Origin of the sequence: Candidatus Pelagibacter sp. HIMB109, assembly GCF_052048155.1 — a bacterium.
Taxonomy (GTDB): domain Bacteria; phylum Pseudomonadota; class Alphaproteobacteria; order Pelagibacterales; family Pelagibacteraceae; genus HIMB114.
The window spans coordinates 153,197-176,351 of sequence record NZ_JBNAIK010000002.1 but is presented as its reverse complement, the minus strand read 5'-3'; the positions used below and the strand labels follow the sequence as shown (position 1 = coordinate 176,351).

The window sequence follows — 23,155 nt, the reverse complement described above, 5'->3', positions numbered from 1 at the left end:
TTTAGATAGAAACAATATAAAGTCTAAAATTTTAGGAAATTTTGGTATACCAGTATTAGATAAAAGAATTTCGAGTGATGAAATTTGTATTATTGAATTATCTTCATACCAAATTGACTATTCAAAAAATTTAAAATTAGACAAAGCCTGTATTTTAAATGTTTCACCTGATCATTTAGAAAGACACAAGACATTATTAAATTACAAAAAAATAAAATTAAAAATATTTAAATTTCTAAAAGAAAATGGACGGGGCTACTACCATCAAAATTCATTTCCAAAATTAAAAAATAAAAATAAAATTAAAAGCTTTTCCAATTTGAATAAAATTTTTTTAAAAAATATTTTGGGAAAAAATGTAAAAATTCATAAAAATTATCATAATCAAATTAAAAACAAACTTCCACATCGCGTTGAATTTTTTTATAAAAAAAATAATTTTAAATTTATAAACGACTCAAAATCTACAAATTTTGAGGCAACCAAATTTGCTATACAGCAATATACAAATATTATTCTTATAATTGGAGGTCTATTAAAAAAAGGAGATAGTTACAATTTTAAAAATTTAAGTAAAGATTTGGTAGATATTTATATATTAGGAAAAAAAAATAATATTATTCAAAAAAGTCTAACAAAACAAAAAATACGATTTATTTGTTTTGATAACTTAGGAGCTGTTTTAAAGAATATTTACAAAAAACACTATTTAGAAAATAAAAACAGTAATAAAAATTTTACAGTATTATTTAGTCCTGCAGCTGCATCTTTTGACCAATTCAAGAATTTTGAAGACAGAGGTAATAAATTTAAAAAATATACTTATGAGTTTTTTAAAAATTAGTAACACTTTTTTATTTAAATGGTTTTCAAGCATCGATAAGATTATTTTGTTTTTGCTGATTACATGGATTACCTTAGGAGTAATTTTTAATTCAAATTCAACTCTAGGTTTTGTATCTTCTAAATTATATAATGATCCAAATATTTTAGTTAACAAATTTTATTTATTTGTATTTCTAGGATCATTAGTAATTTTTTTCTCATCTCTATTTAATGAAAATTTTTATAAGCAATCTGGGAAAATTTTGTTTTTAATATCTTTTTTTCTTTTATTTTTGACATTAATAATGGGCGTAGAAGTAAAAGGGTCAAAAAGATGGTTAAATTTTATTTTTTTAAACCTTCAACCTGTTGAGCTTTTAAAGCCGTCTTTAATAATTTATTTATCAAGTATATTTTCTAGTGATATTAAATTTTCTTATAAATTTTTATTATCTGGTTTCATTTCTTTTTTTTGTGTGTTGATACTTCTTTTACAGCCAGATTATACACAATCATTAATTATATTAGTTATCTGGTTTACTTTAGTATTCATGTCTGGATTAAATTTAGGCATACTTTTTTCTTTTTTTTTCTTACTTACAGGTCTTATGACTTCTGTCTTAATAGTTTTTAAACAAAAATTTTCATATATAATTTCAAGGTTCGAAAAATGGATTAATGTAAATGATATTTCCTATCAATCAGAAAAATCTTTAGACGCAATTCAACATGGCGGTTTTTTTGGCCAAGGTATTGGAGAGGGTATTTTAAAAGAGAGAATACCCGAGTCTCATACTGACTACGTATTGGCATCTATAAGTGAAGAATATGGAATTATAATAATAATATTAATTTTAATAATTGTTTTTTCTTTGTTCATGAGAGTTTTTGCTATTTGTCAGAGAGAAATTTCAAACTTCAAAAAATATACACTAGTTACCTTATCTACCATTATACTACTGCAAATATTTATTAATATTGGGGTTACAATTAATTTGTTGCCATCAACCGGTATGACTTTTGCTTTCGTAAGTTATGGAGGTTCATCTATTATTACCAGCTCTTTTATTATGGGTATAATTTTAGCGTTAACAAAGATAAAGAATTAAAATAAAGAAACATTAAGCATTTTATTTAAATAAAATTATATGAAAATCCAAATTAACAAAAAAAGTACAATATATTTTGTAGGCATTGGCGGGATTGGCATGAGTGGGATAGCATTGATAATGAAAAATTTAGGCTATAACGTTTGTGGAAGTGATCTAACTAGTTCAAACAAAGTAATTGAAGAATTAAAAAAAAACAAAGTTAAAATTGTTAAAGGTCACGAGACCAAATCAATTTTAAAAGCGGATATTGTTGTAATATCTACAGCAATAAAACCTGATAATAAAGAATTCAAATTAGCAAAAAAAAGTAACAAATTAATAATTAAAAGAGCTGATATGTTAGCTCATTTAATAAATTTAAAAAAAAATATAATAATTTCAGGCTCTCATGGAAAAACTACAATTACATCTTTGGTTTCACATTTACTAAAAGATAATAAATTTTTTCCCACTATTGTTAATGGCGGAATAATAAATTCTATCAAGTCTAATGCTACGCTTGGAAAGGGCGAATGGTCTGTTGTTGAAGCAGACGAGTCAGATGGTAGTTTTTTAAAATTTAAAAGTATTTTTTCAATAGTCAGCAATATTGATATTGAGCACATGGATTATTACAAAACTACCAAAAATTTAATAAATAGTTTTAAATTTTTTTTAAACAAAACTCCATTATTAGGGAAAAATATTGTCTGTATAGATGATGCAAATGTTAAAAAATTAATTAAAGAAATAGATAAAAAAAATTTTTTAACATATGGCTTTGCAAAGAACGCAAATTTACAATGTAAAAATATCAGAAATATCGATATGGGGATGAAGTTTGATATTTCTATAAACTTTTCAGGTAAAAAAAAGTTAGTAAAAAATATATTTATTAATCTTTTAGGAAAACACAATGTTCTTAATGCAACCGCAACTTTTGCGGTAGGCTTGCTTTTGAATATTAAAATTGAAAGAATTAAAAAATCATTATTTAGTTTTTCTGGTGTCCAGAGAAGGCTTACATTAATTTATAAAAATAAAAATTCATTTATTTATGATGATTATGCGCATCATCCAACCGAAATAAAAGCTGTGCTAAGTGCTTGTAAAAATAATTTTAAAAATAAAAAAATAATTGCAATTTTTCAACCTCATAGGTTTTCAAGAATTCTATCCTTATATAAAGATTTTATAAAGTCATTTGTAAATGCAGACCAAGTCTTAGTTTGCCCAGTATATTCTGCTGGTGAAAAAACAAAAAACTTTAATTATAATAAATTTTGTAAAGACATACTCATAAAATCTGGAACAGAAGTTATACAAACAAATTCAAAAGATGATCTAGAAAACTTTTTGCAAAAAAATTTTATAGGTAACCAGGTCGTTATAGCTATGGGAGCAGGAAACATTAGTAATTGGATAAGGAATATTTCAAATAAAATTTAATGAATAATTTAAAGACAAATTATAACTTATCTAAAAATAGTTGGTTTGGTCTTGGGGGAAAAGCAGATAAGTTTTTTACGCCCGACGATGAAAATGAATTAACTAATTATATAAAAAAAAATACAAATGAAAAATATTATTCAATTGGATCAGGATCTAATATTTTATTTAGAGATAAAGGGTGTAAAAAAACAATTATAAAATTAGGAAAAAATTTCAGAAAAATTAATATAAAAAATAATAAAATTATTTGTGGTTCTGCAGTTTTAAAAAATCAATTATCAAAATTTGCGTTAGATAATGAAATTATTAATTATGAATTCTTAAGTTGTATTCCAGGAACTATTGGAGGCGGTGTTATAATGAACGCAGGGTGCTTTCAAAATGAATTTAAAGATATTGTAGAGGAAGTAAAAGGATTTAATAAGAAAAATTTAAAATTTGTTAGATATAAAAAAAATGAGATTAAATTTTCTTATCGTAAAACAGATTTACCAGATGATTTAATTATAACAGAAGTCGTATTTCAAATAAATTATGGTACAAAAGAAAAAATTAAAGATAAAATTAAATTTTTAAAAAACAAAAAGGAAGCAGCTCAGCCCTCAAAAATAAAAACTGGAGGAAGTACATTTAAAAATCCAGATCCAAAAATTAAAGCATGGGAATTAATTCAAAAGAGTGGCTGCGATAGAATAAAATTTGGTAAGGCTAAGTTTTCAAAAATGCATTGTAATTTTATTGAAAATCAAGGTAATTCAAGTTTAGATATTGAAAAGTTAATTTACTTCACAATTGATGAAGTAAAGAAAAAATTTAATATAGTATTAGAACCAGAAATTAAAATTATTGGTGAAAAATAAAAAAAAAATACTTGTTATAATGGGTGGCAGATCTAGAGAAAGGTCTGTTAGTATTGCATCAGGTAAAGCTTGTTATGATGCCATAAAAAAAATTGGATATAAAGTATTCAAATATGATCCTATAAAAAATATAAAAAATAATATAAAAAAAAAAAATCCAGACATTGTATTTAATTGTCTACACGGAAAATACGGAGAAGATGGTCAAATTCAAAAAATTTTAGAAAAATTAAAAATTCCTTATACGCACTCTGGAGTAAAAGCTTCAGAAATAGCTATGGATAAGATTAAATCTAAGAGAATATTTTTAAAAAAAAAATTATTACACCAAATTTTAAAATTATAAAAAAAATTTCCGATATTAAAAATAAAATTTCAAAATCAAAATTTATATTAAAACCAATTAATGAAGGTTCGAGTTTTGGTGTTAAAATTTTTACAGGAGACTCAGTATCAAATATTAAAAATATTAAAAAACTTTTAAAAAGATATAAAATTTTAATACAAGAACCTTATATAGATGGCAGAGAAATTCAAACTGCCGTACTTGGTAATAAAGTAATAGGCTCAGTAGAAATTATTCCAAAAAGAAGTTTTTATGATTACAGAGCAAAGTATTCACTATCGGCAAAGACTAAACATATCATTCCTCCTAAAATTCCAAAGAAACTTCATAATAAAATTAAAAAAATTGCATTAAAAGCTCATAAATCTTTAAAATGCAAAGGTGTCACTAGATCTGATTTTAGAGTAATGCAAAATAATAAAATTTATATTTTAGAAATAAATACCCAACCTGGAATGACAAAATTATCACTAGTTCCTGAGATTGCTCAAGATTTTGGTTTAAGTTTCATTAAATTAGTCGATTGGATGATCAAAGATGCAAGTATTAATAGGTAAAAGAAAATTTTTATTTTTATTTTTTTTATTTTTTTTTTTTACTACCTACCAAAATAATAAAAAAAATAATTTATATATCTTTAAAATAGAAAAAATTAATTTTATAGGGGATATAAATTTTGAAGAAAATATTAAGGATGATATAGTAAGATTTTTAATTCAAAAAAATTTATATAATATTAGTATAAATGAACTTTCTAAATTTTTTTGATAAAAGTCAATGGCTAAAAAAATTTAGTATAAAAAGAAAATATCCAAATCAAATAGATTTGTTTATAATAGAGTATAAACCAATTGCAGTTTTAAAAAAAAAAGATCATTTTTTTTTAATTAACGAGGATTTCAAATTAAGTAAAAAGGTTATTAAAACAAATAATAAATTAGATTTAATTGTTATAACTGGCAAATATAAAAATAAATATTTTAAAAATATATATAATAGGATAGTTGATAATAAAATTTTTTCTCTAATTAAAGAATTGCATTTACTAAACTTAGGTAGACTAGATCTTTATTTAAAAAATAATATTCATGTTAAAATGAGATATTATGATATTGAAAAACAAATTAAAATTTTAGAGATGATGCTGAGTCAAAATCAAAATTTAACTTACATTGATCTAAGAAATGAGAATGCAGTTATTGTAAAATGATTGATGAAAAAATTACTATTGTAGATTTAGGTTCGTATAAAATTAAATTATTAGTTATTTCTTTAAATGAAAAAAATTATATAGATATTCACGCAAAATTCTCAATCTATTCTTCTGGTATAAAAAAAGGAAATATAGTTGATATCGAAAAATTTAGTTCAAAAATTAAATCATGTATAGAAACAGTTGAAAAAGAATTAAAATTTAAAATAAATAATATTTTTGTAGGCATCAATTCGCTTAATTTCAATTTTCTAACATTTGGATTAAGTAGAAATATTGGTTCATATGAGATTGAGAAAAAAAAAGATTTACAAAATTTAATTAGTTCAGCAACTAATATATTTTATCACAATTTACCCAATCATAAAATTATTCATTTTTTAAATTCAGGTTTTTATTTAGATAAACATAATTATGTTGAAAATCCAATTGGTTTAAGATCAAAAACTCTTGATGTAAATTTTAGTTTTTTAAGTTTAGATAAAAACATAATATTAAATTTTGATAAAGCATTTACAAAATTAGGATTAAGTGTAACAAGATATTTTTATTCTCCGTTCGCAAATAGTATTTTATCTGCAGACCAAGATTCTTTGGAGCGAGGGTTTACAAATATTAATTTTGGTTTTGATAAAACATCCATAACTTTATTTGAAAATTCTAAAATCTTATTTTCTAGTATAATACCTATAGGATCATCGCATATAAACAATGACCTTGTGAAAGCAGTTGGAATTGATAAAAATTTAGCAGAAAAAATTAAGTTAAATTTTGATGAAATCTTAAGTGGTAAAATAAACGGTTTATTAGAAACAGAGATTAAAAAAACCAAAACTTCTTTAGATATTATAATTAAAATAGTAAATGCAAGAATTGATGAAATAATAGAACATATTTTTAAGAAAATCATTTATTGTAAGTCTCTAAATAAATCTGCAAGACAAATTATTATCAATGGTGGAGGATCAGAATTACCAATTTTTAAAAGGAAGTTGTCAAAAAAATTAAATACATCTGTAAAGTATGCAAAACAATCTTTTCCTATAAAAGATACAGAATTTAATATCTTTCATGACTACATGGTATGTTTAGGTATAGCAAAACTAATTTTCTTTCCAAATAAAGATGAAATCAAAAGTTTTGTTAAAAAAAAATCTGGATTTTTTAGCAAGTTTTATTCACTTTTTTTAAAATCTTGAAATAAGAAATATTTATTGAGTAGATTATATATGATTTATTTGAGATTTAATTTGAGTGTTCAAAAAGCAAATTACAATTAAAAAAGCCATAATTTTTAAAGGAATAGGATTACATTCTGGTGAACCTGTATCATTAAAATTATCTCCTGAAAAAAAAAACACTGGAATTATTTTTTATAAAAAAAATAAAAAAATAAAAGCATCTTGGAAAAATGCAGAGGTGAGTCAGTTGTGTACTAAAATTAAAAATAAAAATATCACTATTTCAACAATTGAACATCTAATGTCTACATTAAGTAGCTTAGGTATAACAAATTTGAAAATTGAAATATCTGGGTCTGAAATACCCATATTAGATGGAAGTGCAAAAATTTTTCTAGATGAGATTCTTAAAGTTGGTACTTTAGAACAAGATGCTAATCAAAAATTTATAAAAATAAAAAAAAAAGTTTTATATGAAGATAAAGAAAAATTTATTTGTATCAATCCAATTAAAGAAAAAAAGTTAATTATAGATTTTACTATAGACTATAACGACCAGTTTATTAAGAAACAAAAATTAATTTATACACACTCTCCAGACAATTTCAGAGATATATATTTAGCAAGAACATTTTGTTTACAAAAGGATCTAGAAAAAATTTTTTCTTTAGGATTAGGAAAGGGTGGATCTCTAGATAATGCTATTATTGTATCTGAAAATAAAATTTTAAACCAGGGAGGTTTAAGGTATCCCAATGAATTTGTTAAACATAAAATTTTAGATTGTATTGGTGACCTTTATTTAGCTGAAAATCAAATATGGGGAAAAGTTGAAACATATGGTGGAGGGCATGAATTAAATCTTTTACTTTTAAGAGAAGTTTTTAAAAATAAAGAAAATTATGAGTTTTTTGATTATTAAAATTAAATTTTTTTAAATTTAAATATATAAAAACCTTATAATGATATTATTAGTCGAATAAATGATGATTATTTCAAAAAATAATTTTTTTTTAGTACTTATCTTTTGTATCTCTTTAATTAGTTGTAGTAAGAAAGATAATTATATTAAAAGGCCTGAAAAATTGCCACCCTTAGATGTTTTGTACAAAGAAGCTTTTAATAGTTATGAAACAAATCAATGGAGCGACTCTGTAGAATTGTTCCAAAAAGTAGAGTCTAGGTACTCATTTTCAGAATGGGCTCCAAAAGCAACATTGATGATCATGTATATTTATTATGAGTCTGGTGAATATTTTAAAGCAGTAGAATACGCAAAAAAATTTAAAAAATTATATCCCCTAAGTAGTGATTTGGATTATGTAGAATTTATAATTGGATTGTGTTTTTATGAAAAAATTGAAACAATCGCTAGGGACCAGTCTAATAGTGAATTTGCATTAAAAAAATTTAACGAAATAATTAAAAAGTATCCTAATTCAATTTATGCGACTGAGTCCAAATATAAAATTGATTTAATTAAGGAACAGCTCGCTGGTAAGCAAATGTATATTGCAAGATATTATATGGATAAATCAAGATGGATACCTGCAATTAAAAGATTAAAAATTATTATAGATGATTACGATCAGACAATTTATATCACAGAAGCTTTACATCGTTTAGTTGAAATTTATTATAAACTTGGAAATACTTTTGAGGCAAAAAAGTATGCATCTATTTTAGGTTATAATTTTAATGACAGTGATTGGTACAAAAAAAGTTATAAAATCGTAGGAGATAAAAATTATAAAATTGTTAAAGATAATAATGAAGAAAAACTTACAGATAAACTAAAAAAAATTTTTAAGTTTTCAAAATGATTAAGGATATAAGTGAATATAAAAAAAAGAAAAAAATCTTAATTAAGCACAATAAGTATTATTATGATCATAATGTATCGAAAATAGATGATGCTTCATATGATAAACTTAAAATTGAACTTTTAAATTTTGAAAAGAATTCAATAATACCAGTAAATGAAATTAAGGTATCTGATTTGGTAGGATACAAGCCATCCAAAAAATTTTCAAAGGTAAAACATTACGAGCGGATGCTGTCCTTGGATAATGCATTTGATAAAAATGATATAATAGATTTTTATAAGAGAATTAATAATTATTTAAATTTTAAATCAAATTTTAGACTAGAATTATTTGCTGAGCCAAAAATCGATGGAATCTCTGCTAGTTTGAAGTACATCAATGGAAATTTGGTCCAAGGTTTATCTAGAGGAGATGGTGAATATGGCGAGGATATTACTGAAAATTTATTAACAGTAAGTGATATTCCAAAGAAACTAAAAAAATTAAAATCTGGAGAGCTGATTGTAAGAGGTGAAGTTTATATACCTAGGTCAAAATTTAATCATATTTCTGAAAAATTTGCTAACCCGAGAAATGCTGCATCTGGTTCGTTAAGACAAAAAGATGCAACAAACACATCCAAAATCCCACTGAGTTTTTTTGCTTATGGAACAATATTCATGAATCATGACCTTTGTAATAAACAGTCTGAATTTTTAAACATTCTAAAATCAGAAGGTTTTCAAATTAATTCTTTTGGACAGATAGTAAAAAATGAGGATGATTTATTTAAGAATTATGAAAAAATAGAGAGTGTAAGATCTCAACTTGATTATGACATAGATGGAATTGTATATAAAGTTGATGAATTTAAGTTGCAGCAAAGACTAGGTAATTTAACTAATTCACCAAGATGGGCTATTGCACATAAATTTTCTGCTGAAAAAGGTATTTCAAAAATAAAAAATATAGAAATTCAGATTGGCAGAACTGGAGCCTTGACACCAGTTGCAAAAATAAATCCAGTAAATATTGGAGGAGTAACAGTATCAAATGCTACATTGCATAATGAGGACGAGATTAAGAGAAAAGATATTAGAATTGGAGATACTGTTATTGTGCAAAGAGCGGGAGACGTAATACCTCAAGTTGTTCAAGTAGATAAATCTAAAAGAGAAAAAAACTCTAAGAAATTTTTGTTTCCCAAAAAATGTCCGTGTGGTTTTGAAACAATTAAGGAGTTTAATAAGATTACAAAGAAGTATGATGCGGTAAGAAGATGTCCAGATAGAGGATACGAATGTAATTTAATTACAAAAGAAAAAATCAAACATTACGTTTCAAAAGATGCAATGAATATTGAAGGTTTAGGGAAAAAAGTAGTTGAGAATTTTTGGGAGATGAACTTGGTAAAATTACCACAAGATATATATAATTTAAATTTTGATAAAATTGCTAAATTAGAAGGGTGGGGTAAACTTTCTGCTGAAAACTTAAAAAAATCAATTAATAAAACAAAAAAAATTAGTTTAGATAAATTTATTTATTCACTGGGCATAAGACATATAGGGCAGGAAAATGCAAAGATTTTAGGCAAATACTTTCAATCAATAAAATTTTTTAATAAATTAATGACTGAAAATGAAAGTTCCTACAAAGATTTATTTGAACTTGATGGTATTGGAGAAACACAAATCAATTCATTAAAAAATTTTTTTTCTAATAATACTAACAAAAAAGTTTTCAAAGAATTAGTTAAGAATTTATCTATTTCAGATTTCAAAATGCAATTAAAAGGCAAGTTTATAAATAAAACATTTATGTTTACAGGTGGTATGGAAAAAATGAGTAGGTCCGAAGCAAAACAAATTGTAGAAAATGAAGGTGGAAAAGTTTTAGGTTCTCCATCAAAAAAGTTAGACTATTTGGTTATTGGAGACTCAAAGCCAACTGTAAAAAAAGTAAATCAGGCTAAGGATTTGGGTATTAAAATTTTAAAAGAAAAAGATTGGTATAAATTAATTAATCCTTGAACAATATTTTTGCAAAAATACTTTCTGCTTAGAATTGAGAAATTTGTGAATTTTTTCAAAAATTTCTTTATGATAATTATTAATCCAGTCCTTTTCATTTTTAGTGAGCATAGATTTAAGTATCATTTCTCTTTCAAATGGAACTAATGTGAGGTTTTCAAAATTATTTTTATGATTTTTATAAATTAAATTTTCTATTCTAATTCCAAAATCATTGTTTTTATAATAACCAGGTTCATTAGACACTACTTGATTAACTAAAAATTTCTTATTATAAAATTTTGATATTGAAGGTGGTGCTTCATGTACATTTGATAGAAAGCCTACACCATGGCCTGTACCATGATTATAATTATATCCAAATTTAAGAAGATTTTTTCTAGCAATTCTATCCAATTTTTTTCCTGTCATGTTTTTTAAATTAGCAATAGCAACCGTAATATGTGATTTTAAAACTAATGTATAAATTTTTTTTCTAAATTGATTTTGTTTACCCAGCGAAAAACTTCTAGTCATATCTGTGGTTCCATACAAATATTGTGAACCGGAATCTAAAAGATAAAGATGTTTCTTTTTTAAATTTGTTTTTTTATAATCTTTGGCATTATAATGAATTATAGATGCATTTTTCTCAGTTGCAGAAATAGTTTCAAAGCTAGGTCCAAGATAAAATTTATTTTTCTTTTTAAAAAATTCAATTTTTTTTTGACATTCAATTTCACTAGTATTTTTTAAATTATTATTTTTTAGCCAATATAAAAATTTACAATATGCTATACCATCAAAAATATGTGATATTTTTAAATTTAAAATCTCTGTATTATTCTTTATACTTTTAAATTGATCAATCGGATCATTAATGAATTTAATTTTAATTTTATTTTTTATAAAAAAATTATGATGATAAAGAGACAGGTACTTTTTGTCTGTATAAATTTTTTTTATACTCAAAAGATGTTGTTTAAATTCACTGTTTTTTTTAAATATTATATTTTTTATTTTTAAATTAATTTTTTGATCTGAATAAATATAAATTTTTTTATTTTTAATTAATGCAATACAATTAAAAATTTTACTAAATTTTTTATCATAAGATCTAATATTACTTAACCAAGCAATATTTTCAGGTGAAGTAATTAGAAAAACTTCATTTTTTTTTAAAGTGAGTTTTTTATTAACTTTCTTTGATTTTTCAAAAGAGTCCTGCCCGCTATAATTTTTTGAAAGGTAAAAGAGTTTTTCTTTTTTTTTTAAATTTTTATTTGAGTTAAAAAAGTGAAGATTTCTATAATTGAATTTACCAAAAAAATTGAATGTAAAAGTTTTTGGATCAATGAGTAATTTTTTATTAGAATTTATTATTTTGCCAATATCATTTTTTAGTAAAGATATATCTTTAATTATAAAATTTTTTGTTTGTATCTTGGCTTGTTGGGTATATCGACCATCGACATATAAATTTTGCTTATTTTTATATATGATTGCATAACCTAGAGATCCTGTAAATTTTGTAATTTTTAATAAAAAATTATCTCTATCTTCTACAAATTCATTTAAAAAAGTATTATTTTTTGAAATCAAACAAGCTTCTATATTATTATTATTTTTTAAGTAATTTTTAATTTTTAATACGCTATTCATTAGATGCTTTTTGAATAAATTTATCTATTACCTTTTTTTCACCTTGCTCTTTAAAATTTATAAGTAATTTGTTTCCATCGATATGAATAATTTTTCCTAAACCAAAACCTTCATGTTTCACAGTTTCACCTACAGTAAAATCTGTGAAATTTTCAGTATAAGAAATAGTTTTTATATTTTCCTCATTTTTATTTGCAAAATTGCTCTTTAATCTATTCCAACCTGGGCTATTTTTTTTCCCCTCAATATTGAAATCTTGATCGAAGATAAACTCATCCTCTTCAGTATTATCAATTGATATCTCAGTATATTTATCGTCTATTTCGTCGATAAAGCGAGACTGCAATGAAGAATAAAAGTCATAATTATCATTTTGTCTTCCATAAAATTTTCTTTGATTTGCAAAAGAAATAAATAATTCTTTTTTTGCCCTTGTAATAGCTACATACGCTAATCTTCTTTCCTCTTCTATACCGTCTGCTCCTTTTTCATCAATTGACTTTTGATGTGGAAACAAACCTTCCTCCCAACCAGGTAAAAAAACTGCATCAAATTCTAAACCTTTAGCTGAATGAATAGTCATAATATTAATTTTTTCACCATCCCATTCTTCATCTATTGCCGTCTGAAGAGAAATGTTTTCTAAGAACTCATTCAAAGATGAATAGTTCTTCATTGAAGATTTTAATTCTTTTAGATTTTCTAATCTTGCATCAGCTTCAGGCGTTCTTTCATTTTTAAGCATAGAAGAGTAACCCGACTCATCTAGCACAATTTCAAGTAATGAAATGTGATCAATATCTTTAGATTTTTGTTTCCAAGAAATCATATTTACTAAAAAGGATTTGAGATTTTGTATTGTTTTTGGTTTAAGTATATTTTCTTTTAATATTTGTTGAGAAGCATCAAAAAGTGATAAATCCTTTTCTCTAGCAAAATCATGAATTTTTTTTATTGAGCTATCACCTATAGATCTTTTTGGGTTATTAATTATTCTTTCAAATGAAATATCGTCAGATGACTGATTGATTAGTCTTAAATAACCTAAGGCATCTTTAATTTCTGATCTTTCATAAAATTTTAAACCTCCAATAATTCTATATGGTAGTCCAATTTTTATAAATCTTTCTTCAAATTCTCTTGTTTGAAATGCAGCTCTAACCAAAATCGAAATTTCATTAAGTTTAAACTTTTTTGATAAATTTTGCTCAATGATATCCGAGATACCTGTCGCTTCACTTATGCCATCAAAATAAGATTTAATTTTTACCTTTTCTCCATCACCTAATTCTGACCAAATATTTTTTTCCAGTCTATCTTCATTATTTGAAATAAGAGAAGTTGCACTATTAAGTATATTTTCTGTAGATCTATAATTTTGTTCTAATTTTATTGTTTGAGTATTTTGATAATTATTTTTAAATTCTAATATATTTTTTACCTCGGCACCTCTCCAACTATAAATTGATTGATCATCATCACCCACAACACAAATATTTTTTTTTTCAGAAGTTAATAACTTAAGCCAAAGATTTTGAACATAATTAGTATCTTGAAATTCATCTACGAGAATATATTTGAAGTTTCTTTGATATATTTTTTTTATATCTTCAAACTTTTTTAAAATTGTTACAACATGTAAAATTAAGTCACCAAAATCAACACAGTTCATAACTAACAATCTTTTTTGATAGATTTTGTATACCTTAAGTGCATTTACTAAATTAAATTCTTGATTTTTTAACTTTACTTGCTCAGGTAACAAAGCTTTGTTTTTCCATTGATCAATATGAAATGCAATTTGTTTAGGTGGATTTTTTTTAATATCTATATTTTCTGCACTTAAAATATTCTTAATTAACTTAATCTGATCTAAAGTATCAATGATTGTAAAGTTTGGTTTTAAACCAACTGCTTCAGCATTTTTTCTTAACATTTTATTGCAAATTGAATGAAAAGTTCCAAGCCACGGAAATGCTACTGATTTAGAATTAACTAATTTTAAAACCCGTTCACGCATTTCACTTGCGGCTTTGTTTGTAAAAGTCACACAAAGCATTTGTTGTCCAAAACATTTTTTTTGTTGGATTAAATAAGCAATTCTTGAAGTTAGAACTTTAGTTTTTCCTGAGCCGGCGCCAGCCAATACTTGTAATGGCCCCTCTGTGTTTGAGACGGCCAATTTTTGTTGATTATTCAATGAATTTAAATAACTACTCATTTAATAATTAAATTAGCACAACAAAAATAAATGTTAAAAAAAAATGCAAAAAAGCTGTTAATATCAATTTTATTTTTAGTTTTTTCTGTAACAACCTATGTCTGCTCACCTTTTTTAATTAATTTCAATAATGATAAGAAAGCTGGAATTGAAAATTTAATATCTGAATTAATATTTTATAAAGTAAACATTAAGGGCAATATTCAATATAAACTAAATCCTCTACCTAGTTTGGAAATTTCTGAAGTGCATATAAAGAATGATGAAGAAAACAGTATTCTAAATAAAATTGTTTTAAATGTATCTATTTTTGATTTATTAAAAAATAAATTCTCATACAAAAATATTCTTATCAATAGTGGAGAATTTATAATCAATCTAAATAATTTGGAAATTTTATCGAGTATTGAAGAATTTGATAATAAAAAAATTAATTTTGAAAAGGTAAATATTAAGTTTTTTGATAATAAGCAGACTTTCAGCATAAACGAATTTTCAGGCAATATTTTATACAAAAATAAGAAAATAGATAAAATAAATGGAAAATTTTATGTTGGTGATATTTTGTTTAAAATTAAATTTAAAGAAAATCAATTAAGTTTAAAATCTCCAGAAATAAATTTCAAAGCTAGCATTGAAAATTTTCTAAACCCAAAAAAATTGATAAAATTAGATTACAATAATAGTTCTATTTTTCCAGGAGTTGAAAGTATTTTTGCCTCTTTTACTTATGAGCAAAATAAAAATAAGTTTAGTTTGATTACTAAAGAATTTGAAACAAATATATTTAGTGGATTAATCAATATAAACAATAATAATGAAAAAAATATAATTGTACTCGATGGATATTTTGAAAATTCTAAATTTAAAAAAATTAGTAATACAGACCTGGCAACTTTTTTATCACAAAACCTTAATTTATTAGCTAATCTTTTCGATGGAAGAATAAAATTAAGCTTTAATAATTTCAAGAGCGATAAAGAAGTTTTTGAAAATATTAAGTTAAATGTCTTATTTCAAAATGGAGATATTTTTTTTGAAGATATAAATATTTATTCAGATAATAATTCAATTAATATTAAGGGAAGAAATATAACTTATCAAAAAGACAATCTTTTTTTTTATGATGTTATATTTTCAACAAAAAATTTAAAAAGACTTTGTGCACAAATTTGTGATGATAAATTTTTAATTGATAAAGCTATAGATGGCGAATTTAAATTACAATCAAAAGGAATTTTAAATATTAATAAATCAAAAATTACTGTCCAAGAAAATTTTGTAAATAGGGAGTTTAATGATAATGAGATTCAAAAATTAAATACAAATCTAAATTCGATTGTAATCTTCGGAAAACTTGAAAATTTATTCGATCTACCAAGATACTTTACTTTGCTATAAATTATTTTGGTCTTACCATCTTTTTGGGATCAACTATCTTATTATATTCTGCTTCTGTTACTAAGCCAGTTTTTAAAGTTTCTTCTTTAAGAGTTGTTCCATTTTTATGTGCTGTTTTTGCAATTTTGCTTGCATTATCATATCCAATTTTTGGTGATAGAGCTGTTACAAGCATTAAAGAGTTATTTAAAAGTTCATTTATCTTTTTCTTATTTGGTTTTATTCCATTCACACAATAATCAACAAAACAATTTACAGAGTCTGCTATGAGGTCAATCGATTGAATTATATTATGTGCGATCATTGGTTTGAAAACATTAAGTTCAAAGTGTCCGTGAGTTCCAGCAATTGTTATTCCTGTGTGATTACCTATTACTTTAGTACAAACCATTGTTATGGCTTCACATTGAGTTGGATTCACTTTTCCAGGCATAATAGATGAACCAGGTTCATTTTCAGGAAGCTCAAGTTCTGAATAACCTGCTCTTGGACCAGATCCTAAAAATCTAATATCGTTAGCTATTTTTGTTAGTGCTACAGCTGTTGTGTTTAAGCTCGCAGAAAAATTGACTACTGGATCATGACTTGCGAGTGCTTCAAATTTATTTTTCGCTGTTTTGAATGGAAGTTTAGTAATTTTTTTGACTTCATTAGCAATTTTTTTATCCCAACCTCTTCTTGAGTTTATACCTGTACCTACAGCTGTTCCTCCTTGAGCAAGATAATATATTTCTTTTAATGCTATACGCACTCTTTCTAAAGAATTTTTAATCTGCATATGATAACCTGAAAATTCCTGTCCCAAGGTTAATGGAGTTGCATCCTGTAAATGAGTTCTTCCAATTTTAACAATATCTTTAAATTGCTTAGTTTTTTTTAAAAGAGCTTTCTCCAATTTTAAAAGGGAAGGTATTAATTTTTTATTCGTTTGTATTGCAATAGCTATATGCATTGCAGTTGGAAATGTATCGTTTGTAGATTGAGCCATATTTACATGGTCATTTGGGTGAACTGGTTTTTTTGATCCTAATTTTCCGCCTAGCATCTCGATTGCTCTATTTGCAATTACCTCATTAACATTCATGTTTGTTTGTGTACCAGAACCTGTTTGCCAAACTTTTAAAGGAAAATGATCGTCAAGTTTTCCTGCTATTACTTCATCGGCAGCTTTTTGAATATATTTAGATAAATTACTATCTAAGTCTTTAAACTTAGCATTAACTATTGCTGCAGATTTTTTAACTATTCCAATTGCATGAATTAGTTCAAGAGGCACATTTACTTTGCCAATCTTAAAATTTTTTATAGATCTTTGTGTTTGAGCTCCCCAGTATTTATCTGAAGGTACTTTTATTTTACCAAAACTATCAAATTCAGTTCTTGAAGACATATTTGATTATAATTTATATATATATATTAAATTAATAAAAACAATGAACACATTAATAATAGGTGGAACTTTTGGTATAGGCTTTGAACTTGGAAAGATTTATTTAAAAAATTCTAAAAATTTGATCATTTTTGGAAGAAATGAAGATAAATTAGAACAAATATCTGAAGATTTTCTAAATGAAAATTGCAAAGTAATTACAAAAAAACTTGATGTAACTTCAGCAAGTGAATGTAGAGAAGTTTTAACTTCAGTTATAGATGAAGTAAAAAATATTGATTTAGTAATTTATTCTAGTGGTTTTTATAAACCCAATAATACTTTTGATGTAGATTTAGATCTTTATAGAAAAACTATAGAGGTAAATTTTATGGGTTTAATTAATGTGATGTCCGTGATTTTACCTGTTATGAAAAATCAACAAAAAGGTCATATTGCTATGATTAGTTCTTTAGCAGGATTTTTTGGTTTACCAAATTCATCCGGTTATGGACCAAGTAAAGCTGCTATCATGAACTATTCAGAATCTATTTATAATGACTGTAAAAAAAACAATATATATGTGAGCTTAATCAATCCTGGCTTTGTCAAAACAAGACTTACTGATCAGAATAAATTTGAAATGCCTTTTTTAATGTCTGCTGAAAAGGCTGCACAAATTATTCATAAAGGACTAGAGAAAAAGAAATATGATATTACTTTTCCTTTTACGATGAGTTTAATATTTAAAACTCTTAAAATTTTACCAAAACCAGTTTTTTTATTTCTAATAAAATTTATGGTAAAAACTGATAATTAGTAAATCACTAAATAAATCATTACCATTACAACTAAATTTGCCCCTAATAGTAGTTGTGTTCCTTTATTAAAAAAAGAATTGGTTTTTTGATCAATCTCAATTGGATCAACTTGAGCTAGTTTTATTAAATTATTTTTTTTCATACATCGATATATAAATTTTAAATGTGACTGAGTTTTTGGGTAAATTTGACTTTTTTTTGACCGCTAACCGTCAAGCAAATCTAAGGCTTGTTTGAGCATTTCTTCAGATTCTTTATGATCACCAGACTTGTGGGCCTGTTCACCTTGAGCTCTTAATTGTTTAATCTCTGATAGTTGATCTTTTGATAATTGTTTAGTCTCTAATAATAAATTATCTATTTCTTTTATTAAGTTCAAACAGTTACCCGCGTAAGTATTAAAAGGGAAAAGCAATAAGCAAATGAAAATTACAGATTTCTTAAACATGTAATTGCAAATAATGATTGAATTTGTCTAAATTAAGATTTTTTATGATTTTGATAGCGACTGATCTAAATCTTGTTTTAAATCCTCAATATTTTCAAGTCCAATTGATATTCTGACTAAGTTATCAGTAATATCTAAATTGGCCCTTTCTTCTTCGCTCAAAACTCTATGAGTAGTTGTTGCAGGGTGAGTAACAAGTGATTTGGTATCTCCAATATTGTTTGTAATATCAAAAATCTTGAGATTATTTATAAACTTATATGTTTTTTCTTTATCACCTTTGATCTTAAAGCTCATTATTGTTCCACCTTTGCTCATAAATTTTTTCGCTATATCATTTTGTTTGAAGCTTTCTAAAAACGGATAATTTACTTTTTCGATATTCGAATTACTTTCTAAAAATTTTGCAATTTCAAAAGCATTGTCTGATTGAGAATTAACTCTAAGCTGAATTGTCTCCAAACTTTTTAATAAAATCCACGCATTAAAAGGACTTATACATGGGCCTGTATGTCTAAGGAAAGGTTTTAAAGTTTCTTCTTTGAATTGTTTTGATGTAAGTATTGCACCTCCTAAAACTCTTCCTTGGCCATCAATATGCTTTGTTCCAGAATACACCACTATATCTGCGCCATATTTAATTGGACTTTGTAATACTGGAGTAGCAAAAATATTATCGACAATAGTTAAGATATTATTTTCTTTTGCAATGTCGCAAACACCCTTCAAATCTATGATTTCACAACATGGGTTGGATGGAGTTTCTAAGAAAAATATTTTTGTATTTTTTTTAATTTTATTTTTCCATTGTTCAAGATCTCTGCCATCAATAAAGTCTACCTCAATTCCAAACTTAGGAAGTATTTCCTTTAATATATATCTACAAGAACCAAAGAGTGCTGATGCTGATATAACATGATCTCCTGTTCTAAGTTGGCACATCATGGAACCAAAAACAGCTGACATACCACTAGCAGTTGCAAAACAATCTTCATATCCATCTAGGAGTGCTAATCTTTTTTCAAAAGTATCAATTGTGGGATTAGCATATCTTGAATATTGATAGCCAGTTTCTTCTCCTTTAAAAATAGCTTCAGCTTGCTCAGCACTATCATAAACAAATCCTGAATTTAAAAATAGTGCCTCAGAGGTTTCTTTAAATTGAGATCTTTGCAAACCTCCTCTTACGAGATTTGTTTCCTTATTTTTCAATTTATCCCCTTAGTTCTTTTGCAGCAGCGACCATTTCTTTCAAAGCATCTAAAGTTTCTGGCCAGCCTCTTGTCTTTAGACCACAATCAGGATTAACCCATAATCTTTTTGGATCAATTTGTTTAGAAGCTTTTTTGATAAGCTCAACCATCTCTGATTTATTAGGAACTCTTGGAGAATGAATATCGTAAACTCCTGGTCCAATTTCATTTGGATATTTGAACTGTTCAAAAGTTTTTAATAATTCCATTCTTGATCTTGATGTTTCGATAGAAATTACATCAGCATCGAGTGCTGCAATGGACTCAATAATATCTTCAAACTCAGCATAACACATATGAGTATGAATTTGAGTTTCATCCTTAACTACAGCGGCAGAAATTCTAAATGCATTTACAGACCATTTTAGATATTGGTTCCAATCATCTCGCTTTAATGGAAGACCTTCTCTTAAAGCAGGCTCATCAATTTGTATCATTCTAATTCCATTTTTTTCAAGATCTTCAACCTCATCTCTAATTGCAAACGCAATTTGTTCAGCAGTTGTTTGTCTTGGCTGATCATCTCTTACAAATGACCATTGTAGAATTGTAATTGGGCCAGTTAACATTCCTTTTACAATTGATGAAGTTTGTTCTTGAGCAAATTTTGACCATCGTACAGTCATTGGATTTGGTCTTGATACATCTCCAAAAATAATTGGTGGCTTAACACATCTTGATCCGTAACTTTGGACAAATCCACTTGATGTAAAAGTAAACCCTTTTAAGTTTTCACCAAAGTATTCAACCATATCATTTCGTTCAAATTCACCATGAACGATAACGTCAATACCCAACTCTTCTTGTTGTCTTATTGTTTCAATAGTTTTTTCTTCTAAAAACTTTTCATATTCTTCATTAGAAAGTTCGCCTCTTCTATTTTTAGCTCTAGCTTGCCTCACATCTTTTGTTTGAGGGAAAGATCCAATGGTAGTTGTTGGGTATAAGGGAAGATTGAAAATTTCTCTTTGAATATTTGCTCTTTCTTCATACTTTGAAACTCGGTTTAAAACACTATCATTAATTGTTTTAACTCTTGTTTTAACAGCTTCATCATGGATAAGTTTTGATTTTTTTCTATCTTCAATATCAGCTTTATTTTCTGAGAGCTGATCTTTTGCTTTGCCATGATTAATATTTTCTTTTAAAATATTTAGTTCTTGTAATTTTTGTTTTGCAAAAGCTAACCATTTTTTTATCTCTCCTGGGACTTTTGTTTCTAAATCTAGGTCATAAGGTGAATGGAGTAATGGACATGAGCTAGAGATGATAAAATCATCACTTACTTCTTTGAGTTCATCTATAATCTTTGATAAATCAGATTTCCATATATTTCTTCCATTTACCACACCAAGGGATAATGTTTTGTTAGAGTTTTTTATGTAATCTTTGTTTTTTTCTCCTCTAACCAAATCAAGGTGAACAGCATCAACATTTGATGCAAAAACTTCATCTTTTACTTTTTTATCAATACTTTCAAAATAAGTAGTTAAAAGAATTTTGGATTCACCTGCTGATGATTTTATTTCATTTAATGTATTTTTAATTTTTGAAACAACACCATCATTTAAATCTTTTACAAAAATTGGTTCATCAATTTGAATCCATTTTGCGCCAAGTTCATTTAGTTTTTTTACAATCTCTTTGTAAACTGGAAGAATTTTATCCAAAAGGTCAATTGTACTAGATCCATCAATAGATTTAGCTAAAAGTAAGAATGTAATTGGACCTAGTATTACTGGCTTAGTTTCAAAACCAGCATTTTTAGCCTCATTAAACTCATCGAAAGGTTTTTGGGAACTAATTTTGAAATTTTGATCTTTTTTAAGTTCAGGTACTAAATAGTGGTAGTTTGTATCAAACCATTTGGTCATCTCTAATGCACCAACATCAAGATCTTTTGTTTGAGATCCTCTAGCCATTGCAAAATAAGTATTTAAATTTACATCATCTCCATTCCATTTATATCTCTCTGGAACAGCGCCTAATAAGCAGATCATGTCTAATACTTGGTCATAAAATGAAAAGTCATTAGAAGTAATTAAATCAATTCCGTTATCTTTTTGAACTTGCCAAACACTTTTTCTTAACTCCGCAGCAGTTTTCTGTAGCTCGGCTTCTGAAACATCTCCCTTCCAAAAACTTTCTAATGCTTTTTTAAGCTCTCTTTTTGGTCCAATTCTTGGATAGCCAATAGTTGCAGTTGTAATCATATTCTTATTTCTCCTTTTTCTTTTTCTTTCTTTGTTTTTAAAAAATTTTTGTAAGATTTTAGCCTCGAACAGACCGCGTAACTTAATTCATATTTATTTAAAGTATAAAAATGAAATTCATTAACACCTTCTTTTTGAAGTTTTTTCACCAAGTCAGTTGCAATGCTAGAACCTATCATTTTTTGAACATCTGGATTATCTTCAGATCCTTCAAATTCTTTTTCTATCCAGGCAGGTACAGAAGTTCCGCATTTATTACTGAAATTTTTAACTCTCTTATAATTTTGAATGGGCATGATACCTGGTAATAATTGAATTTTAATTCCTTGTTTTGCAATATCATCTCTAAATTTTAAAAATATATTTTCATCAAAGAAAAATTGAGTAATGATTCTATCAGCACCTGCATCTACTTTTCTTTTTAGGTTATCTAAATCCAATTCTTTATTTTTTGAGTCTGGATGTATCTCTGGATATCCTGCAACTGAAATATCAAAATTTGCTAACTTTTTTAAACCTGCGGTCATATCAGCTGCATTTTTATATCCATCAGGATGAGGTTTATACTGTTCGCCTGAATTTCGAACATCTCCTCTTAAGGCGACAATTCTTTTTATTCCTTTTTCAAACCAGTTAAGAGCGATATCATTGATTTCATCTTTCGACATATCAACGCATGTTAAATGACCCGCCACTGGAACATTACTTTCTTTTTTAATTTTTTTAACAAAACTGTCAGTTTTTATTCTTTCGCCACCACCAGCACCAAAAGTAACCGAGTAAAATTGCGGATCAAAGCTTTCAAGTTTTTTTAAACTTTTCCATGCAGTGACTTCATCCTCTGCGTTTTTGGATGGAAAAAATTCAAAACTAAATTTTAATTCTTCTTTCATAATTTTAGTTTCAAATTTGCCGGAAGGTAAAAAAAAACCACCGGCTAAAGCGGTGGTCAAAATCGCTTTAGCAGTTTTTATAAAGCGCC

At 25.8% G+C, this 23,155-nt stretch carries 19 protein-coding genes and 1 pseudogene; 12 read left to right on the top strand and 8 right to left on the bottom strand.

Going from position 1 to position 23,155, the window contains the following annotated elements; translation table 11 throughout:
• The 10 genes and pseudogenes from ACTTAQ_RS02600 to ligA form a co-directional block, all read left to right on the top strand.
• A partial coding sequence (locus ACTTAQ_RS02600; protein WP_440695295.1) for a Mur ligase family protein occupies positions 1 to 844 on the top strand: 844 nt, incomplete at its 5' end.
• Positions 825 to 1,934, top strand: coding sequence for an FtsW/RodA/SpoVE family cell cycle protein (locus ACTTAQ_RS02595; protein WP_440695293.1), 1,110 nt, complete (start codon positions 825 to 827; stop codon positions 1,932 to 1,934). The genes ACTTAQ_RS02600 and ACTTAQ_RS02595, both read left to right, overlap by 20 nt.
• Before the next feature lie 39 nt (positions 1,935 to 1,973).
• Positions 1,974 to 3,365 (top strand): UDP-N-acetylmuramate--L-alanine ligase, encoded by a 1,392-nt coding sequence (gene murC / locus ACTTAQ_RS02590; RefSeq protein WP_440695291.1) that lies wholly within the window; start codon positions 1,974 to 1,976, stop codon positions 3,363 to 3,365.
• On the top strand, positions 3,365 to 4,228 hold the full coding sequence (gene murB, locus ACTTAQ_RS02585) for a UDP-N-acetylmuramate dehydrogenase (protein ID WP_440695289.1): 864 nt from the start codon (positions 3,365 to 3,367) through the stop codon (positions 4,226 to 4,228). Before murC ends, murB begins: the two co-directional genes overlap by 1 nt.
• Positions 4,229 to 4,247: 19 nt before the next feature.
• Positions 4,248 to 5,131 (top strand): annotated as a pseudogene (locus ACTTAQ_RS02580) (D-alanine--D-alanine ligase).
• A 188-nt stretch (positions 5,132 to 5,319) separates the two neighbouring features.
• Positions 5,320 to 5,784 carry a cell division protein FtsQ/DivIB gene (locus ACTTAQ_RS02575; RefSeq protein ID WP_440695287.1) on the top strand — a complete coding sequence of 155 codons (465 nt, stop codon included), beginning with the start codon at positions 5,320 to 5,322 and terminating at the stop codon, positions 5,782 to 5,784.
• Entirely contained in the window at positions 5,781 to 6,986 is a 1,206-nt protein-coding gene (locus ACTTAQ_RS02570) for a cell division FtsA domain-containing protein (protein ID WP_440695285.1), read from the top strand. The genes ACTTAQ_RS02575 and ACTTAQ_RS02570 overlap by 4 nt, the downstream gene beginning before the upstream one ends.
• 55 nt (positions 6,987 to 7,041) lie before the next feature.
• The gene (gene lpxC / locus ACTTAQ_RS02565; RefSeq protein ID WP_440695282.1) at positions 7,042 to 7,890 is read left to right on the top strand and encodes a UDP-3-O-acyl-N-acetylglucosamine deacetylase; all 849 of its coding nucleotides are present in this window, start codon (positions 7,042 to 7,044) and stop codon (positions 7,888 to 7,890) included.
• 61 nt (positions 7,891 to 7,951) lie between these two features.
• Positions 7,952 to 8,791 (top strand): outer membrane protein assembly factor BamD, encoded by an 840-nt coding sequence (locus ACTTAQ_RS02560; protein WP_440695280.1) that lies wholly within the window; start codon positions 7,952 to 7,954, stop codon positions 8,789 to 8,791.
• Positions 8,788 to 10,806, top strand: coding sequence for an NAD-dependent DNA ligase LigA (gene ligA, locus ACTTAQ_RS02555; protein ID WP_440695279.1), 2,019 nt, complete (start codon positions 8,788 to 8,790; stop codon positions 10,804 to 10,806). The genes ACTTAQ_RS02560 and ligA overlap by 4 nt, the downstream gene beginning before the upstream one ends.
• On the opposite strand, the gene ACTTAQ_RS02550 is transcribed toward ligA, so the two are convergent.
• Together ACTTAQ_RS02550 and ACTTAQ_RS02545 are read right to left on the bottom strand one after the other, a co-directional pair.
• Entirely contained in the window at positions 10,792 to 12,447 is a 1,656-nt protein-coding gene (locus ACTTAQ_RS02550; protein WP_440695277.1) for a M24 family metallopeptidase, read from the bottom strand. The genes ligA and ACTTAQ_RS02550 overlap by 15 nt on opposite strands.
• The gene (locus ACTTAQ_RS02545; RefSeq protein ID WP_440695275.1) at positions 12,440 to 14,668 is read right to left on the bottom strand and encodes an ATP-dependent helicase; all 2,229 of its coding nucleotides are present in this window, start codon (positions 14,666 to 14,668) and stop codon (positions 12,440 to 12,442) included. The genes ACTTAQ_RS02550 and ACTTAQ_RS02545 overlap by 8 nt, the downstream gene beginning before the upstream one ends.
• Before the next feature lie 30 nt (positions 14,669 to 14,698).
• Between ACTTAQ_RS02545 and ACTTAQ_RS02540 the strand changes: the two genes are divergently transcribed.
• The gene (locus ACTTAQ_RS02540) at positions 14,699 to 16,069 is read left to right on the top strand and encodes a hypothetical protein (protein ID WP_440695273.1); all 1,371 of its coding nucleotides are present in this window, start codon (positions 14,699 to 14,701) and stop codon (positions 16,067 to 16,069) included.
• A 1-nt stretch (position 16,070) separates the two neighbouring features.
• Here the strand turns inward: ACTTAQ_RS02540 and fumC are convergent, their stop codons facing one another.
• Positions 16,071 to 17,459 (bottom strand): class II fumarate hydratase, encoded by a 1,389-nt coding sequence (gene fumC / locus ACTTAQ_RS02535; RefSeq protein WP_440695271.1) that lies wholly within the window; start codon positions 17,457 to 17,459, stop codon positions 16,071 to 16,073.
• Between the two features lie 43 nt (positions 17,460 to 17,502).
• Between fumC and ACTTAQ_RS02530 the strand changes: the two genes are divergently transcribed.
• Entirely contained in the window at positions 17,503 to 18,258 is a 756-nt protein-coding gene (locus ACTTAQ_RS02530) for an SDR family NAD(P)-dependent oxidoreductase (RefSeq protein ID WP_440695269.1), read from the top strand.
• Here the strand turns inward: ACTTAQ_RS02530 and ACTTAQ_RS02525 are convergent.
• The 5 genes from ACTTAQ_RS02525 to metF form a co-directional block, all read right to left on the bottom strand.
• The gene (locus ACTTAQ_RS02525) at positions 18,255 to 18,401 is read right to left on the bottom strand and encodes a hypothetical protein (protein ID WP_009359905.1); all 147 of its coding nucleotides are present in this window, start codon (positions 18,399 to 18,401) and stop codon (positions 18,255 to 18,257) included. The two genes, ACTTAQ_RS02530 and ACTTAQ_RS02525, sit on opposite strands and share 4 nt — an antisense overlap.
• Positions 18,402 to 18,464: 63 nt before the next feature.
• Entirely contained in the window at positions 18,465 to 18,638 is a 174-nt protein-coding gene (locus tag ACTTAQ_RS02520) for a hypothetical protein (RefSeq protein ID WP_440695267.1), read from the bottom strand.
• 111 nt (positions 18,639 to 18,749) lie between these two features.
• Positions 18,750 to 19,919 (bottom strand): O-succinylhomoserine sulfhydrylase, encoded by a 1,170-nt coding sequence (gene metZ, locus ACTTAQ_RS02515; RefSeq protein WP_440695265.1) that lies wholly within the window; start codon positions 19,917 to 19,919, stop codon positions 18,750 to 18,752.
• Position 19,920: 1 nt separating this feature from the next.
• Complete coding sequence (metE, locus tag ACTTAQ_RS02510; protein WP_440695263.1) at positions 19,921 to 22,173, bottom strand: 5-methyltetrahydropteroyltriglutamate--homocysteine S-methyltransferase; 2,253 nt, start codon at positions 22,171 to 22,173, stop codon at positions 19,921 to 19,923.
• Complete coding sequence (gene metF / locus ACTTAQ_RS02505; RefSeq protein ID WP_440695261.1) at positions 22,170 to 23,126, bottom strand: methylenetetrahydrofolate reductase [NAD(P)H]; 957 nt, start codon at positions 23,124 to 23,126, stop codon at positions 22,170 to 22,172. The genes metE and metF overlap by 4 nt, the downstream gene beginning before the upstream one ends.
• Positions 23,127 to 23,155 lie beyond the last annotated feature (29 nt).